Source organism: Faecalitalea cylindroides ATCC 27803 (assembly GCF_000469305.1).
Classification (GTDB): domain Bacteria; phylum Bacillota_I; class Bacilli_A; order Erysipelotrichales; family Erysipelotrichaceae; genus Faecalitalea; species Faecalitalea cylindroides.
In genome coordinates, this window is sequence record NZ_KI270978.1 from 43108 (window position 1) to 57903 (window position 14796).

The following is a 14796-nucleotide window of genomic DNA, read 5'->3' on the forward strand; positions in this document are numbered from 1 at the left end:
GGATACCGAAGCCTAATAAGATTATAACATACAAAACATATAAAGAATTTTGGATAAAGGAAAGAAGAATTTGATTATGAAAAGAATAATATTAAATGATGGTATAGAAAACATTTTTAGGGACGATAGTTTTACTTTCACTCCTTTAGAAAGCCTTGATCAAATCACTATAAATTATACTGATTTAAAAAGTATCAAAATAGACGGAACAGAAATCATTGCTCGTGTTATTAATGAAAATGGGACTGTATCTACTTATACCATTCCGTTTGATGAGCAATTCAAAAAAGAAGCATCAGCATTGATTAAAGTTATAAACAGGAATGTTTTAAACAACACAACTCCTCCACCTGTAGTGGATGATGAATCGGTTGAAGAACTGGAAAAAGAAGTTTTCAAGGAAAAACATACTGCTGCATTTATCTTGCTAGTTATTTCAGCAATTCTAAGCATTGGTTATGCGGTATATATGTTCTATATATTCTACACCGCTGCGACCACGCCTGTTGACACTGGTAATGCATGGGCAGATGCAGGAGCGGAACTCGGCACTTATATCGCATTAAGAGCAATGCTACCATTCTTCATTTGTGAAGTCATTGCTGCGGTCGCAAACTTTATTGGTGCTCTATCAAAAAATTGGATCGTAGCTTTCATCGCTGCAGGATTATATCTACTTTCAATAATATTATTCCCTTCTGCATTTCTAAATGTGGGAGTTCAATTAATCCTGTGCATTATTGCTGGAGTCCTGATATTAACAAAAAAATGAAATCAAAATAAAAAAACCTCCAGCACTGGCAATGCTGAAGGTTGTTAAAGAGGTGTACGGCAATACACCTTGTACATAAAAAGAATGGGTACCAACCATATATCTTTTTATGTACTCATTTTAACAAAATATACAAGAAAAAGAAAGGATGAGTACTTATGGCAATTTATTCAAGAATGCATAATGGAAAGAAACAATGGCAATATAGAACATACTATAAAGCTATTGATGGGTCTCGTAAGCAGAAAAATTCTAAATGGTTTGATACAAAAAAAGAAGCTGTTTTAGAAGAGTCTGTTTTTATTCAAAGAAAAAAAGATGAGCCTTATTGTAATTTAACATTCAAAGAAGTATGTGATCTTTGGATGGAACAAAATTATAGAAGGTTAAAACCAACAACATGCTATACAAAGAAAGTGTATATTAACATGTTGTCTCCTTTTCATGATATAAAAATCGAAAACATAAAGAGCGTTGATGTTGATACCTTTTTCGAATCAAAAAAAAGCAAAAGCTAACTTACAGTTCTAAAAAAACAATCTTAACAAACTTCAAAACTATATTTCACTTCGCTCAAAAACAATTGGATGTTCAAAACGATCCTTTTAAAAAAATGTATCCTTTACAAAAACCACAGGAAAAGCCTTCAACTGGATTAGAAATAGTAACACCTAAAGAATTTAAATTATTCTATAAAGCTATGTGTGATTATAGAAATGGTTTATGGAAAGAATATGCAAATGTATTTTGGTTTTTATATATGACTGGAACCAGGATTTCAGAAGCTTTATCCATAACTTTTAAAGATTTTGATGGAAAATTTATTCATATTAATAAACAGTATTTTCAAAAGTTAAAATCTTGGCAGACACCAAAAACAAAAAATTCAATTCGTAAAATTGCTATCGACCAAAAGACGATTGATATTATTAAAGAACAATATGATAAGTATTCAGTAATGCCAAGATTTGATGATTCGTGGTTTATTTTCGGCGGTCTAAAGCAATTAGAACCAGAATCTTTAAGGCGAAGTAAAAACATAATTTGTGATCAATTAAATATAAATAGATTCAAAATACATTCATTAAGACATAGTCATGTCTCAAATTTGATAGAAGCCGGAATCAATCCTTATAAAATTTCCAAGCGATTAGGACATTCTTCAATTCAAATAACTTTAGATATTTACGGGCATTTATTAGACACAGATGAGCGGGACATTTTAAATGCAATTTCTGATTTTTAAGACATAAATAAGATATTGAATAATTTTTATAATTAAAAAGTCCTTTATTTAAAGGACTTTTTAATTATTTTGTATACTTTTCATAGAACTCCATGCTTTCGAGAACAGAAGTATCTTCGATAGGATTATCATCCAATCTAAGAGCCTCTAACAAAGTCAGATCTTTTAATGGACTTACATCCGTTATGTAGTTTGCCTTCAATGTCAATGAACGTAAAAAGCGTAAATTAGCCAAAGGGCTCAAATCTGTGATCGCGTTATGGTCCAATCTTAAATAAGAGATCAGTTTCAAATTTGTTAACGGTCTTAAATCTGTAATGATATTATTGTAAAGATCAACATCACATAAATTCTCTAATTCTTTTAATGGTGTAATATCGGTAACATTGTTGTTTTCTAAGGAAAGGATTTCCAATTGTTTCATATCTTTTAGACAAGTGATATCTTTGATTGCGTTTCTACCTACATTCAATTCCACCATTTCATTTGCCCCTTTCAATAATGAAATATCTTGAATGCGGTTTGAGAACAAATCCAATGTGACTAGTTTCTTAGCTTTCTTCAAAAAATCAATATCTGTTAACTGACAGAATCTCGCCCTAAATTCAACTAAATTTGAAGCATTTTTGAATTTATGAACATTGCTTAATTCATTTTTTGAAACATCAAGTTTTCTTAGATTACTCATTTGGTTCAATAAAGTCATATCACTGAATCCAGTTTGTTCCATTGCCAGTTCTTCCAGACTAGATAAATTTTTTAAGAAACTAAAGTCTTTTGTTTTATTAAAAGAAATATTTAATTTCTTAAGATTTGGAAATTGAGTTAAAACGGAATAGTCACTGATATAAGGACAGTTTGAAAGATTTAATTCTGTTAAGCTCTCCATTGACAACAGCGGAGATAAATCGCTCATTAAATTTGTTGAAAGATCCAATACTTCTACACTTGATAAATATGTCAAATCCTCGATATTGAATAATCGCATACCTCGCATATTCAATTTTTTCAGCTGTTTAAGCGTTCCTAAGATTGCATAACTAAAAGGACCGTTTTCCGTATTGATACTTACTTCCTGAAGTTTCTTACACCTTTCCAGATATTCTAATGAATCGACCTTTGCCTTTTCAAGATTCAAAGATTCAAGATCAATCATGGCTGCAATTGACGAAACATCCATCGTATATAAATTATTTCTGGAAATATTCAACTTTCTTAATTGTCTAAATCCATGAAGTGCCTGAATATCTCTTAACTGGTTGCTGGAAACATCAAGAATTTCAAGGTTTCTTAGATCACGAATAGGATCTAAAGTTTCGATCTGATTATTTGAAACATCCATATATTCAAGATTCTCTGCAAATTGCAGTCCTTCTAGTGAGCGAATCTCATGATTAGGTGCTTCTAAACGTGTAATTTTTGTCATCAATTCAGGGGTCAGTTCATGCGGCTTAACTCGTAAAGTTCTAGAAACGACATACCCAAGATTTTCATCAGGAATTAACATAATGATTCCTCCTTCATATATCTTAATTATAGTAAAAAATAGCACAAGTGACTATCTATTTTTTCTAAAAAATTATTAACATTTCTCACTCTTTTCATTCCTGTAAGCCCCTGCATAAAACATGGACAAAACGGACTATGAATGCTAAAATAATAGTGTGTAGAGGATTATCAGTATTTATTAGATTGCCTAGATATATGTATAAACAATACACCCCTATCTATCAAAACAATCATAATTCATGGCAATAATCCAGGAGGTAAATGTATGAGCACAGGAAAAGTAAAATGGTTTAATGCCGAAAAGGGGTATGGTTTCATTACTAACGAAGAAGGCAAAGACGTGTTTGTTCATTATTCATCAATCAATGCAGAAGGGTTCAAAACTCTTGAAGAAGGACAAACTGTTACCTACGATGTAATTGAAAGCGATCGCGGTCAGCAAGCTAACAACGTAACAGTTGTTACTGAGTAAACCTACAAAAAGCACATAAGTGCTTTTTTATTTATTTAAAAGGAGCAAAAAAATGAGCATTAAAGCTATCGTACTGGATATTGACGGAACTTTAACAAATGACAAAAAAGAAATAACACCAATGACAAAAGAAGCCTTATTAAAAGCCCAGGCTATGGGAATCAAATTAATCCTAGCCTCTGGCAGGCCGACTAAAGGGTTGAGAAAATTGGCCCATGAATTAGAAATGGACCAGAATCATGGATATTTTGTCTCATATAATGGAGCCATCGGTCTTGATTGTCAAACAGATGAAATCTTGTTTAATCAATCTTTAAGTATTGAAGAGGCAAAGAAAATATTGGATCATCTTAAACATTTTGTTCGTGTACGACCTATGATTGATAAAGATGATTATATGTATGTAACCAACGTATTTGATGGTTGGATCACATTGGATAACAAACCATTTAATGTCATGGAATACGAATCTAGAGGTGGTAACTATAAACTCTGCGAAGTTGATGATTTAAGTGAATTTGTAGATTTTCGCCTCAATAAGATCTTAACCTTTGCTGATCCAGACTATCTGCTGGAAAACTATCAAAAGATGAAAGAACCTTTTAAAGATGAATTTTCTTGTATGTTTACCAGTCCATTCTATTTTGAATTTACGGCCAAAGGTATCGACAAGGCAAAAGCACTTGATGCCATTTTACGCCCTATCCACATCAAACCAGAAGAAGTAATAGCCTTTGGTGATGGTCAAAACGACATTTCGATCCTTACCTATTCCGGACATGGGATTGCTATGGAAAATGCAGTTGATGAACTCAAGGAAATTGCAGATGAAATTACGTTATCCAATGAAAACGATGGTATCGCACATACTTTATACGAAAAAATTCCCGCTTTAAAAGAAATCATCGTATAATAGTATAGGTGAACAAAATGAGACGATATGAACTAGTTAAAGATTACGTATACTCAAAATTTGCAGAAATTCAATATGAACCCTTGCGCATAGCTGCTATCAGCCACACTGCAAGTGTCGATACATGCATCACCTTTTTGGCAATAAGCCGCGGAATCAAACCGGAAAAGGCAAAAATTGCCGCCTTGTTTCATGATTATGCGCAATTTATCGATAATTGTCCTCATAGTCAGCACGCAAAACTATCCAGTATTTATGCCCATAAATACTTAAGTGAAACAAAGATGTTCAAGGTCAACGAAATTGATGATATCTGTTTTGCGATTGGTCAGCATTCTAAAAAAGAGATCTATGATTCCCCTCTTTGTGAACTATTAAAAGATGCCGATGTGCTGGCACGCTTTTTAGAAAATCCTGATATGGAATTAAAAGGTATAAGAAAACAGCGCCTGCTGGATGCCTGCGCTGATATTCAAAACTAATCTAAGATATCATTAAATGATTCATAATGCAGCTCAACAGATTTATTGAGCTGTTTTTTTGCACTTTCCAAAGCCTTTATGAAATTCGTCTTGTCATAAACAATCCAGTCAATATAAGAATAGCTTTTTCCAATTGCTCCGCCAATCACCTTTCCTGCATTCAATTTAGAAATCTGATCATCTAATTGTTTTGATAGACTCTGTCTAAACAATGCATCTTCTTTATTGTGGAACATATTGGAAAAATAGACAAATCCATATTCACCATCTTTGCTGGAAAGATCCAACAACACATCTTTTTTATTTTCAATTGTCTCTTCAATCAACAAAGGGTGTGTAGTAAAGATATATTTCATATCCTTACGTAAAGAATCATGTCCAATATCCTGAATTGGCTGATAGACAGAGTAGATTTCCAATGGACTGTTATATTCTTTCCATTCGTTCTTTTCTACGATATCCATTATTTTTTCGAATAAATCCACCAAATTACAGAAAGGCTGATCTTCTTCAGGTGGAACATCTAAAAAATCCACAGAAGACAAGTAAGCTTCATATGCACATTGCCCAATTGCCAACTCAATTAAATACATGCTCATTTCTTTTTTATTTTCTGGATTCTTAATCTGTTGATAGGCTGGACAATATAATTGACATGCAATGGTCTGAGTATTTTCTACAACTTTATAAAACACATGAAAATCTGTCAGAGTATAAGACTGATCTTTGATTTGCACTTCTGCCTGTATAGCTTTTTGCGAAAGTGGTGGAAGACAGGCATTAATGATCCAAGACTTTTTAATAGACTCTGGAGCCGTTTTAGAAAACAAGGAACAAAGATATTGTGTTGTTTTATTTGGACCTGTGTCAAAAGTCATTTCGTACTCATCGTATAGATTCTCAACGAAGAAATGAGCGCCTGTATAACTATAGACTTCTTCATCCAACCCTTCTACAAGCTCATTTAATCGTTCATATTTCTTTAAAGAAAGACATTTCTTTAATTCTTCCTGTACCTTTTGAAAACTTTCCCAAAATTTTATCGAGTTCGTATATGCGCTCATGATTTCATCCCTCTTATTTTAATGATTAACTGTTCAGCTAATTCTTTATGCTCTTTGCTTTGTAGATGTAAACCATCATAATCGCCGGCCATGATCTTTGTGTCAACAAAATCAACACCGTATGATTTGGCCACTTCAGCTAAATAATCCTTTGCCTCTTCTATCATGTTAAATCCTTCTTTACCAAAGTTGGCAAATGTTTTAGGATCCTTGATATAGGATGGATTCATTCGTGGCGGACATACGATCAATACCTTAGGAATATCAAATCCCTTTTTATACAGTGATGGATCAAAAACTTTATCCAAAAGAGCATTCATTCCTTTTTCCAAAGAATATACATTTGTATTATACATTCTTTTCGCATCATTGGTACCTAACATAATGACAAGAATATCTAAAGGCAAATGCGATTTTATACAGCGTTTAATATCCAAGCATCCGTTACGATCTGGATCATAGGGATCGTTTTGACAAAGCGTTCTTCCATTTAGGCCTTCTTCTATGATCACATCATCGTTTAACTCGCTTTGAATAAGCTGTGTATATCGATTTGTAAATCGAAGACTTGTTTCTGGATCATATCCCCATGTATTGCTGTCGCCAAAAAACATTATTCGCATTTTAAGATCCTCCTTGTTTCGGTAATGATCATATCCATCTCTACATCATGCGCTTTTTTTAAGATCGATAGATCCTCCTGTATATCAAAGGCAACTCCGATCTTCAAGCCACAAAAATCTTTCAGATATCGGTCATAGTAGCCTTTTCCGTAACCCATTCGAATTGTATGATTGAATCCAACCATAGGTACAACGATTACATCCATTAGATTCTTATCTATAAAAGTTCCTACAGGCTCTAGGACACCAAAAGAACCTTTTTGTAAGTTATCCTCATACTTAACAAATTCCATATCTGTATTAGATGTCACAACCGGAAGATACACAGATAGATGTTTAAATGGTCTAAAGATATCCACTTCGCCTTTTATAGGTACATATAAACCTATATTTCCTTTTAAAAAAGGCTTCAGTGTTTCCACTATGGCCTTTTCTTTTTCTTCTCTTATAGGTGATTGAATTTGATTTCTTTTTTGAATCAATACTTTTCTATCCAATAGAATCACTCATATCTAATTTCAACAATTGATTTAGCTCAACTGCATATTCCATTGGAAGCTCACGTGTAAATGGTTCTAAGAAGCCCATAATGATCATTTCCGTAGCTTTTTCTCTAGATAAACCGCGGCTCATCAAATAGAATAACTGTTCCTCACTAATGTTCGATACAGTCGCTTCATGTTCAATTTGTGAAGTGTCATTCTTAAAGATATTTAAAGGAATTGTATCCGAACGAGAAACTTTATCTAAGATCAAAGTATCACACTCTACTTTAGATTTAGCATGCGCTGCTTTAGGTGAATGATTGACCCATCCACGATAGTTAACTTCCCCACCATTGCGTGCAATCGATTTAGATACGATCGTACTAGTCGTATGATCTGCCAAATGGATCATCTTGCTGCCGGCATCCTGAATCTGGTTTTTAGAGGCAACCGCAATTGAAATCGTCGTTCCTTTTGCGTAAGGTTCTGCTAAAATACAAGCTGGATACTTCATATTGATATGACTACCAACATTTCCATCAATCCACTCCATATGCCCATTTTCAAATACCTTTGCTCTTTTGGTTACTAGATTCAAGATATTGCTTGACCAGTTTTGAACTGTAGAATAACGACATTTCGCATTTTTATGTACATAGATTTCTACAACGGCAGCATGAAGAGAATCTTTTGAATAAATAGGCGCTGTACAGCCTTCAACATAATGTACATCTGCTCCTTCATCGACAATGATCAAAGTTCTCTCAAACTGTCCCATCTGCATAGAATTGATTCTAAAATATGACTGTAGTGGTTTCTCTAGTTTTACGCCTTTAGGAACATAGATAAAAGATCCACCTGACCAAACAGCTGTATTCAAGGCAGCATACTTATTATCTGTATATGGCACGATTTTTCCAAAATACTCTTTAAAAATATCTGGACAGGTTTTTAAAGCCGTATCCGTATCTAAGAAAATTACCCCTTTTTCTTCCACTTCTTCCAACATATTGTGATATACGACTTCACTTTCGTATTGTGTGGAAACACCGGCAAGATATTTCTGTTCTGCTTCTGGGATTCCTAAACGATCAAATGTGTTTCGAATTGTTTCAGGTACTTCTTCCCAGTTTTGTTGCTGGCGATCACTTGGTTTGATGTAATATGTATAATCATCAAAATTGATCTGGCTTAAATCAGGTCCCCAGTTAGGATTTTTCTGTTCCACGAAAGAATGATACGCCTTTAATCTTAGATCCAACATCCATTCCGGTTCATTTTTGATCTTAGAGATCATGCGTACAGTTTCTTCATTTAATCCCTTTTCTGTTTTATAGACACTGACGTCTTCGTCATGAAAACCATATTCGTATTCATTCTTCAAATCCAGGTTCTTTGAATCACTCATGGTCTTTCTCCTCACTTTCATTGATCATATCACGTAAGGCTTTCCAACCAATCGTAGCACAGTTAATACGATTTGCCTGTTTTCCTACTCCTGAAAAAGCAACAGCTTCTTCTAGAAGATCTTCATCATATTCCTGTTGATCGATCATCTTAAAATAGTTATCGATGATTTCTTTGGCCTCCTCAATGGACTTATCTTTGACAAGTTCCGTCATGATAGAAGTGGATGCAGTCGAAATCGTGCAGGCAACTCCATCGAAACGTACATCTTCAATAATCCCATTTTCAATCTTTGACTGTACTGTTATATCATCAATACATGAATCACTAGCCATGTGTCTAGACATGTATCCATCTTTTTCTGTTAATTCTTTATTTCTAGGATATTCATAGTGATCCATGATTATATCTCTTAAAATTGTTGGATCTAAAGCCATAGAACTTTTGCCTCCTTTAAAAGAAAATATTTACACAATTTTCAATTGTGGCATTCTTTAATCCTTCAACGAGCTTATCGACATCTTCTTTTGTGTTGTAGATATAGAAGCTGGCTCGACACGTTCCCGGCGTATGTAATATATCCGGCAATAATTTAGCACAGTGTTGTCCTGATCGTACTGCAATTCCAAGTGAATCTAAGTATCCAGCTACATCCTGTGCAAACAACATCTTTCCTTTATCCATGATATTAAAGGTACATATTCCGCTTTTAGCATTCGCATTATATATGATTACTTTGTCTAAATCTTTGACTTGTTCCAAGAAATACTCTTTTAACATCACTTCATGGGCATGGATATTATCCTTGCCAATTTTTTGTAGGTAATCCATAGCGGCAGCCATCCCAATCACACCTTCAATTGGCTGGGTCCCACTTTCAAATTTAAGTGGACTCTCTTTCAAAATCAAGTCACCACATTTATTGAAACGAGCATTGCTTTCTCCACCAAAGAAAACCGGTTCAAGCATATCCATCCATTTTTTCTTTCCATACATCACACCAACACCTGTTGGACCACACAATTTATGTGCACTGAACACAAAAAAATCACAATCCAGCTTTTGTACATCAATGTCGATATGAGGGGTGCTCTGCGCTCCATCAACCACAACGATAATGCCTTTTTCATGAGCTAACTTACAAATTTCTTCAATAGGAGCTTCAAAGCCTAATACATTTGAAACATGTGCCAAAGTAATGATCTTAACACCATCATGAATAGCGTTTTGAACCGCCTCGATCGTAACTTTACCTTCATGATCAAGTTCTATGTATTCTACTTGGATATTTTTAGCTATTCCAGCCTGCTGCCAGGGAAGGATATTTGAAGCATGTTCACTCTCACAAGTTAATACAACATCATTAGACTTTAATACCTGTTGTGTCAACATGATCGCAATTTCATTTAATCCCATCGTAGAACCTGATGTAAAAGCGATTTCTTCTTTATATTTGGCATTAATGAACTTTTGAGCTGTGATACGAGCATTCTCAAATGCTTCATCCACTTGAGCACTCATCTGATAATCGCCTCGATGAGCATTTGCTCCAAGGTATGTATAATAATTGCATACTGCATCAATTACGCATTGAGGTTTAAGTGTAGTTGCCCCATTATCAAGATAAACCAAAGGTTTATCATTCATCTTTCTTGAAAGGATGGGAAAATCTTCACGGATCTTATTGACGTCCATATAATCCCACCTTGCTTTCCATGTAGGTTCTTAAGGATTCGTAAAGTTCTTTATCTTCGACAAGATCAAGAACGGGCAAGAAATACCCAACGCTCAACAGACCCATCGCCTGTTGTTTAGAAAGACCTCTTGAACATAAGTAATAAAGTTGTTCCTCATCTGGCTGTCCAATTGAAAGAGCATGGCTTGCCTTTACTTCATTTTCATCAATCAACAACAAAGGAATCACTTTTGCAGTATGGTCTTTTCCTAATGTTAAAACTCTTGTTGTCTGATGAGACTGTGCCTGGGCACATCCTTTTTTGATATTTCCATTGGCAACCATTTCATATTGAGCACGATCAAAAAGAACCGCAAAGTTCTGCATCTGTCCAAATGTATTGCCATCTTCATGGCATACTTCCATTGAACAGATCTTTGTCGTATCCGGCATACACAACTGGCCAGATAAAATACTAAACTCTGCTCCTGCTTTCTTTAAATCCACATATTGTTTCCAATTGAATTTGCCATCTTGAAGATCCAATAGACCCATCTGGCAAGTTGCATCCTGATCAACGTGGATCGTTAAGTTCAGATTTACATCCCCATTGGATTGATTCAATACAAAAAGCTTTAGATTAGCAGAGGATTCAATACAAATCTCTAAATCTATATCAGTTGCTTCTGTAATTTCATAAAACAAAGATCCTGAAGCTTGAGAAAGGACATTTAGAATTGTTTTTTCATTTGTAGAACTTAATTGTTCTTTAAATGTATCCTGAAATGTTCTTTCCATAACTACGCCACCTTTTTAACGGCGCATGAACCAAGAGAAATTGGTTGTTTTTTATCTTCCTTATTAGCAAAAACACCAAATTCTTTTTCGATCCATTCATAGCCTTCCTGATCAACTTTATCAACAAGATCTGCTTGTCCAGACACAACAATTTTTCCATCCAATAAAACATGTGCATGAGTTGGCTTTAAATATTCATAGAAGCGAGCATAATGACTCACGATCAATAAGCCCATATCTGTTTCTTCCTGCGTTTTGATGATCGCATCGCTTACAATTCTCAAGGCATCCACATCCAAACCAGAATCAATTTCATCCAACATCGCAATTGATGGTTTTAACATCATCATCTGAACGATTTCATTACGTTTCTTTTCACCACCACTGAAACCATCATTTAAAAAGCGATGAGCCAAATCCGGTTTCATCTGCAACTGTTCGATTGCTTTATCCATTTCTTTGATAAATTTGAATAAAGAGATAGGTTTTTCCTGACGAGCATTGATGGCACTTCTTAAAAAATCTGAATTGGTTACCCCGGAAACTACACTAGGGTACTGCATTCCCAAAAATAAACCAGCCTTGCTGCGCTCATCCACTTCCATGTTTAAAACATCCTGTCCATCAAGTTCAATTGATCCTTTTGTGACAGTGTATTTTGGATTTCCCATAATGGCAGCTAATAGAGTACTTTTCCCATTTCCGTTTGGCCCCATTAGAGCGTGTCTTTCTTTGCTTTTGATCGTTAGATCCAAGCCCTTTAATATTTCTTTATCTTCTACAGAAACATGTAGATCTTTAATCACTAATTCTGACATATGTATTCCTCTTTTCGTTATACTATAATAACAAACTTTCCTTTAAATCTCAATTAATACGATTTGGGGTTTCATTGCAATTTATAGCGATTTTTCGTATAATTTAGAAGATTTTCAAAGGAGGAACTAATATGGGTGAATTTTTAAGGAATAACTGGTTTGTTGTCGTAATTGCCGTTATTCTAATTTCATTTATTGGATACTTTATTTTTGATGCCAATCGTTATAACGTATCTGGTAAAACAATGGATGGTAAAGAAGTTGTCGCAAGCATTGATGGTACAGATGTTACGGCTGACGATCTTTATAATGAACTTGAAAGTTTTGACAGTACGCTTTTATACAATATGTATCGCAATGCTGTTATTAACCAGACAATTGAAACAACAGACAGCTTAAGAGAAGACGCAAGCACCCTTGAATCTACAATTCGTACTAATGCACAATCAAACAGCACCGATTATGAAGCAAGTCTTGCAGCTGAATTAGCTAGTTATGGCTATAAGTCTATTGATGACTTGGATGATTATTGCCTTACCAGCGTAAAAGAAAAAGAAATGAATAAAGCTTATGTCGATGAACATTTTGACGAATATAAGAAAGCTGTAGAAAGTGTCAGTCCTCGAACTGTATCGATCATCTCTATGAGTGTAACAGACGCAGATGAATTAACAGATGATGAACAGAAAAAGAAAGACAATATTGATCAGGCTCTAGAAGACGGAAGCTTTGCGGATGCCGCAACCGCATTCTCAGAAGATGAGACAACCGCAGCTAATGATGGTTTCTATGGATATATCGATTCGAATTCTTCCAGTTCTTCAACTACACTCGATTCTAGTGTGATCTCAGCTGCACTTGAGTTGGAAAAAGGACAAACAAGTGACTGGATCACTGTTACAGATTCAACAACAGGAGCTATCAGCCTATATAAAGTTCATGTCGATGAAACAGATATCGAAAAGATCCATGAATCTAAAAACGAGGATGTGACAGATCAGTTGCTATATGCATTCTTACAAAATAATCAAGGATTATCTGTAACGATCGTTGAAGAAAACGCAAAAAACTTAGACATTAAATTTAACGATGAAGATGTTCAGAAGAAAATTGAAGATTATATCAGCACACAGAAAGGAGAGAATGAATAATGAAAAGAAAAGCTCTACTTCTGTTAGGTACAGCCTTATTATTGACAGGTTGTGGAGGTGCCCAATCCACTGTTTCTGATTCCAGCGAATCTATTATGACAATTGGAGATACGACATACACAAAAGGTGATTTATATGATCTTTTAAAAGCAGCCAGCGGTGGCAACATGAGCGTTGAATTGATTCGTCAAGCTATTTTAGATGAAGAAATTGGCCGTGGCGATGAAATCAAACAGGCTGCACAAGATTCCTATGCTGAATTAGAAAGCAACACTCCAGATATCGAAGATCAATTGATCAGTGCGGGTTATGAAGGTAAAGACGATTATATCGATAAAGTCTTGATTCCAAATGCCCAATATGAGAAATTAACCGAAAAATACTTTGATGATGCAAAATCAGATATTCGCAGTGAATACAAGCCAAGTGTTGTAAAGATCATTCAGTGCGACGATGAAAAAACAGCCCAAAAAGCACTTGAAGCGGTTCAAGATGGAACAGAACTGGATAAGGTCTACGAAGAGTATTCCAGTGATTCTGCTAGCTATTCAAATGAAGAAGTTCTTATTACAACGCAGTCCACAGATCTTCCAACACGTTTGATCAACACAATGTATAAACAGGAAGATGCTGGTGTTGCCGATGAAGTTTTCAAATCTGAGAGCGGTAGTGGAACGACAACAGCTTATGTAGCTATTTTAGTGGATAACGATTACGAAAACATCAAAGATCAGATCATTGAAAATCTAAGCTCAAGTTCAGACTTTAGCACACAGTGTCTTGTATACTATCTAAACAAATATAATTTTACAGTTCATGATCAAACTGTATTTGATTACTTAAGAGAAAACAATCCAGAATATCTAGTTGAATTTCCTGAATTATCCGAAACAGATGAGAGTCAGTCATAACGACTGACTCTTTATTTTTCGATTTTTTTCATTTCTTCATCCAGTATAAAGCGAAAATTAAACTCTTCTGTATCCTGGTGTCCAATATGATATAGACAGCGTATATCTTCCTGATTAAATAAATAGACGTAGTCTTTGTTTATATATCCCTGAGGCCAAAGACAAGCTGAATAGTCATACACCTCATCGGATTCTACTGCCTTTTGAATGCGTCCGATGACCATTAACTTCTTTGTTCCATTATATAAGGCCACTACACTGCCAAGTGGTAATAATTCTCTCATAAATTTCCTTTCTAATAATTTACTCGTATCTTAAAACCAAGGCCTGCGATAAAGCCAAGTTTTGATCCAATGATCCATTCTCTGTTACGATGGCTATATTCAAAATTTGCTTCCGCACTTCCAAGCGAACCTTGTCCGGTCAGCGTTACTTTTACACCAAAAATATTAAATGCGATACTTGCTTCC

At 34.8% G+C, this 14796-nt stretch carries 18 protein-coding genes; 8 read left to right on the top strand and 10 right to left on the bottom strand.

The annotated features are described in order from the left end of the window. Positions 1-76: 76 nt before the first annotated feature. From HMPREF0367_RS02585 to HMPREF0367_RS02595, 3 genes are all read left to right on the top strand, one after another. Entirely contained in the window at positions 77-772 is a 696-nt protein-coding gene (locus tag HMPREF0367_RS02585; RefSeq protein WP_035400905.1) for a hypothetical protein, read from the top strand. A 158-nt stretch (positions 773-930) separates the two neighbouring features. Beyond that, positions 931-1290, top strand: a complete 360-nt coding sequence (locus HMPREF0367_RS02590) for a tyrosine-type recombinase/integrase (RefSeq protein ID WP_015535826.1) — start codon at positions 931-933, stop codon at positions 1288-1290. Between the two features lie 65 nt (positions 1291-1355). Continuing rightward, positions 1356-2018, top strand: coding sequence for a site-specific integrase (locus HMPREF0367_RS02595; protein WP_148449350.1), 663 nt, complete (start codon positions 1356-1358; stop codon positions 2016-2018). A 64-nt stretch (positions 2019-2082) separates the two neighbouring features. Here HMPREF0367_RS02595 and HMPREF0367_RS02600 read toward each other — a convergent pair whose 3' ends face one another. Next, positions 2083-3525 (bottom strand): leucine-rich repeat domain-containing protein, encoded by a 1443-nt coding sequence (locus HMPREF0367_RS02600; RefSeq protein WP_035400910.1) that lies wholly within the window; start codon positions 3523-3525, stop codon positions 2083-2085. 267 nt (positions 3526-3792) lie between these two features. On the opposite strand from HMPREF0367_RS02600, the gene HMPREF0367_RS02605 reads away from it, so the two are divergent. The 3 genes from HMPREF0367_RS02605 to HMPREF0367_RS02615 are packed head-to-tail and all read left to right on the top strand — an operon-like array spanning position 3793 to position 5394. Continuing rightward, a complete protein-coding gene (locus HMPREF0367_RS02605) occupies positions 3793-3999 on the top strand; it encodes a cold-shock protein (RefSeq protein ID WP_022355574.1) in 207 nt (68 codons plus the stop codon). 52 nt (positions 4000-4051) lie between these two features. Continuing rightward, positions 4052-4912: a Cof-type HAD-IIB family hydrolase gene (locus tag HMPREF0367_RS02610; RefSeq protein WP_035400913.1), complete on the top strand. Its 861-nt coding sequence runs from the start codon at positions 4052-4054 to the stop codon at positions 4910-4912. A 17-nt stretch (positions 4913-4929) separates the two neighbouring features. Beyond that, on the top strand, positions 4930-5394 hold the full coding sequence (locus HMPREF0367_RS02615) for an HD domain-containing protein (RefSeq protein WP_035400916.1): 465 nt from the start codon (positions 4930-4932) through the stop codon (positions 5392-5394). On the opposite strand, the gene HMPREF0367_RS02620 is transcribed toward HMPREF0367_RS02615, so the two are convergent. The 8 genes from HMPREF0367_RS02620 to sufC are packed head-to-tail and all read right to left on the bottom strand — an operon-like array spanning position 5391 to position 12264. Further along, positions 5391-6458: a hypothetical protein gene (locus HMPREF0367_RS02620; protein WP_035400918.1), complete on the bottom strand. Its 1068-nt coding sequence runs from the start codon at positions 6456-6458 to the stop codon at positions 5391-5393. The genes HMPREF0367_RS02615 and HMPREF0367_RS02620 overlap by 4 nt on opposite strands. Continuing rightward, complete coding sequence (locus HMPREF0367_RS02625; RefSeq protein WP_035400920.1) at positions 6455-7081, bottom strand: GDSL-type esterase/lipase family protein; 627 nt, start codon at positions 7079-7081, stop codon at positions 6455-6457. Before HMPREF0367_RS02625 ends, HMPREF0367_RS02620 begins: the two co-directional genes overlap by 4 nt. Continuing rightward, positions 7072-7578: a 5-formyltetrahydrofolate cyclo-ligase gene (locus tag HMPREF0367_RS02630; RefSeq protein ID WP_049940557.1), complete on the bottom strand. Its 507-nt coding sequence runs from the start codon at positions 7576-7578 to the stop codon at positions 7072-7074. The genes HMPREF0367_RS02625 and HMPREF0367_RS02630 overlap by 10 nt, the downstream gene beginning before the upstream one ends. Then, positions 7571-8974 (bottom strand): Fe-S cluster assembly protein SufB, encoded by a 1404-nt coding sequence (gene sufB, locus HMPREF0367_RS02635; RefSeq protein WP_015535831.1) that lies wholly within the window; start codon positions 8972-8974, stop codon positions 7571-7573. Before sufB ends, HMPREF0367_RS02630 begins: the two co-directional genes overlap by 8 nt. After that, a complete protein-coding gene (sufU, locus tag HMPREF0367_RS02640; RefSeq protein ID WP_015535832.1) occupies positions 8967-9410 on the bottom strand; it encodes a Fe-S cluster assembly sulfur transfer protein SufU in 444 nt (147 codons plus the stop codon). The genes sufB and sufU overlap by 8 nt, the downstream gene beginning before the upstream one ends. Positions 9411-9426: 16 nt before the next feature. Next, a complete protein-coding gene (locus HMPREF0367_RS02645) occupies positions 9427-10668 on the bottom strand; it encodes an aminotransferase class V-fold PLP-dependent enzyme (protein ID WP_035400922.1) in 1242 nt (413 codons plus the stop codon). Next, entirely contained in the window at positions 10655-11446 is a 792-nt protein-coding gene (locus tag HMPREF0367_RS09965; protein WP_051335140.1) for a SufD family Fe-S cluster assembly protein, read from the bottom strand. The genes HMPREF0367_RS02645 and HMPREF0367_RS09965 overlap by 14 nt, the downstream gene beginning before the upstream one ends. Before the next feature lie 2 nt (positions 11447-11448). Continuing rightward, on the bottom strand, positions 11449-12264 hold the full coding sequence (gene sufC / locus HMPREF0367_RS02655) for a Fe-S cluster assembly ATPase SufC (RefSeq protein WP_022355582.1): 816 nt from the start codon (positions 12262-12264) through the stop codon (positions 11449-11451). A 131-nt stretch (positions 12265-12395) separates the two neighbouring features. Between sufC and HMPREF0367_RS02660 the strand changes: the two genes are divergently transcribed. Together HMPREF0367_RS02660 and HMPREF0367_RS02665 are read left to right on the top strand one after the other, a co-directional pair. Next, positions 12396-13415, top strand: coding sequence for a peptidylprolyl isomerase (locus tag HMPREF0367_RS02660; protein WP_035400926.1), 1020 nt, complete (start codon positions 12396-12398; stop codon positions 13413-13415). Further along, complete coding sequence (locus tag HMPREF0367_RS02665) at positions 13415-14326, top strand: peptidylprolyl isomerase PrsA family protein (RefSeq protein WP_035400929.1); 912 nt, start codon at positions 13415-13417, stop codon at positions 14324-14326. Before HMPREF0367_RS02660 ends, HMPREF0367_RS02665 begins: the two co-directional genes overlap by 1 nt. Positions 14327-14337: 11 nt before the next feature. Here the strand turns inward: HMPREF0367_RS02665 and HMPREF0367_RS02670 are convergent, their stop codons facing one another. Continuing rightward, positions 14338-14610, bottom strand: coding sequence for a DUF4176 domain-containing protein (locus HMPREF0367_RS02670; protein ID WP_035400932.1), 273 nt, complete (start codon positions 14608-14610; stop codon positions 14338-14340). Positions 14611-14796 lie beyond the last annotated feature (186 nt).

What these genes read in the sequence shown, in the direction of transcription:
- HMPREF0367_RS02585 (WP_035400905.1), top strand. Translation starts at nt 77, where the DNA reads ATGAAAAGAATAATATTAAATGATGGTATAGAAAACATTTTTAGGGAC.
- HMPREF0367_RS02590 (WP_015535826.1), top strand. Translation starts at nt 931, where the DNA reads ATGGCAATTTATTCAAGAATGCATAATGGAAAGAAACAATGGCAATAT.
- HMPREF0367_RS02600 (WP_035400910.1), bottom strand. Translation starts at nt 3,525, where the DNA reads ATGTTAATTCCTGATGAAAATCTTGGGTATGTCGTTTCTAGAACTTTA.
- HMPREF0367_RS02605 (WP_022355574.1), top strand. Translation starts at nt 3,793, where the DNA reads ATGAGCACAGGAAAAGTAAAATGGTTTAATGCCGAAAAGGGGTATGGT.
- HMPREF0367_RS02610 (WP_035400913.1), top strand. Translation starts at nt 4,052, where the DNA reads ATGAGCATTAAAGCTATCGTACTGGATATTGACGGAACTTTAACAAAT.
- HMPREF0367_RS02615 (WP_035400916.1), top strand. Translation starts at nt 4,930, where the DNA reads ATGAGACGATATGAACTAGTTAAAGATTACGTATACTCAAAATTTGCA.
- HMPREF0367_RS02620 (WP_035400918.1), bottom strand. Translation starts at nt 6,458, where the DNA reads ATGAGCGCATATACGAACTCGATAAAATTTTGGGAAAGTTTTCAAAAG.
- HMPREF0367_RS02625 (WP_035400920.1), bottom strand. Translation starts at nt 7,081, where the DNA reads ATGCGAATAATGTTTTTTGGCGACAGCAATACATGGGGATATGATCCA.
- sufB (WP_015535831.1), bottom strand. Translation starts at nt 8,974, where the DNA reads ATGAGTGATTCAAAGAACCTGGATTTGAAGAATGAATACGAATATGGT.
- sufU (WP_015535832.1), bottom strand. Translation starts at nt 9,410, where the DNA reads ATGGCTTTAGATCCAACAATTTTAAGAGATATAATCATGGATCACTAT.
- HMPREF0367_RS02645 (WP_035400922.1), bottom strand. Translation starts at nt 10,668, where the DNA reads ATGGACGTCAATAAGATCCGTGAAGATTTTCCCATCCTTTCAAGAAAG.
- HMPREF0367_RS09965 (WP_051335140.1), bottom strand. Translation starts at nt 11,446, where the DNA reads ATGGAAAGAACATTTCAGGATACATTTAAAGAACAATTAAGTTCTACA.
- sufC (WP_022355582.1), bottom strand. Translation starts at nt 12,264, where the DNA reads ATGTCAGAATTAGTGATTAAAGATCTACATGTTTCTGTAGAAGATAAA.
- HMPREF0367_RS02660 (WP_035400926.1), top strand. Translation starts at nt 12,396, where the DNA reads ATGGGTGAATTTTTAAGGAATAACTGGTTTGTTGTCGTAATTGCCGTT.
- HMPREF0367_RS02665 (WP_035400929.1), top strand. Translation starts at nt 13,415, where the DNA reads ATGAAAAGAAAAGCTCTACTTCTGTTAGGTACAGCCTTATTATTGACA.
- HMPREF0367_RS02670 (WP_035400932.1), bottom strand. Translation starts at nt 14,610, where the DNA reads ATGAGAGAATTATTACCACTTGGCAGTGTAGTGGCCTTATATAATGGA.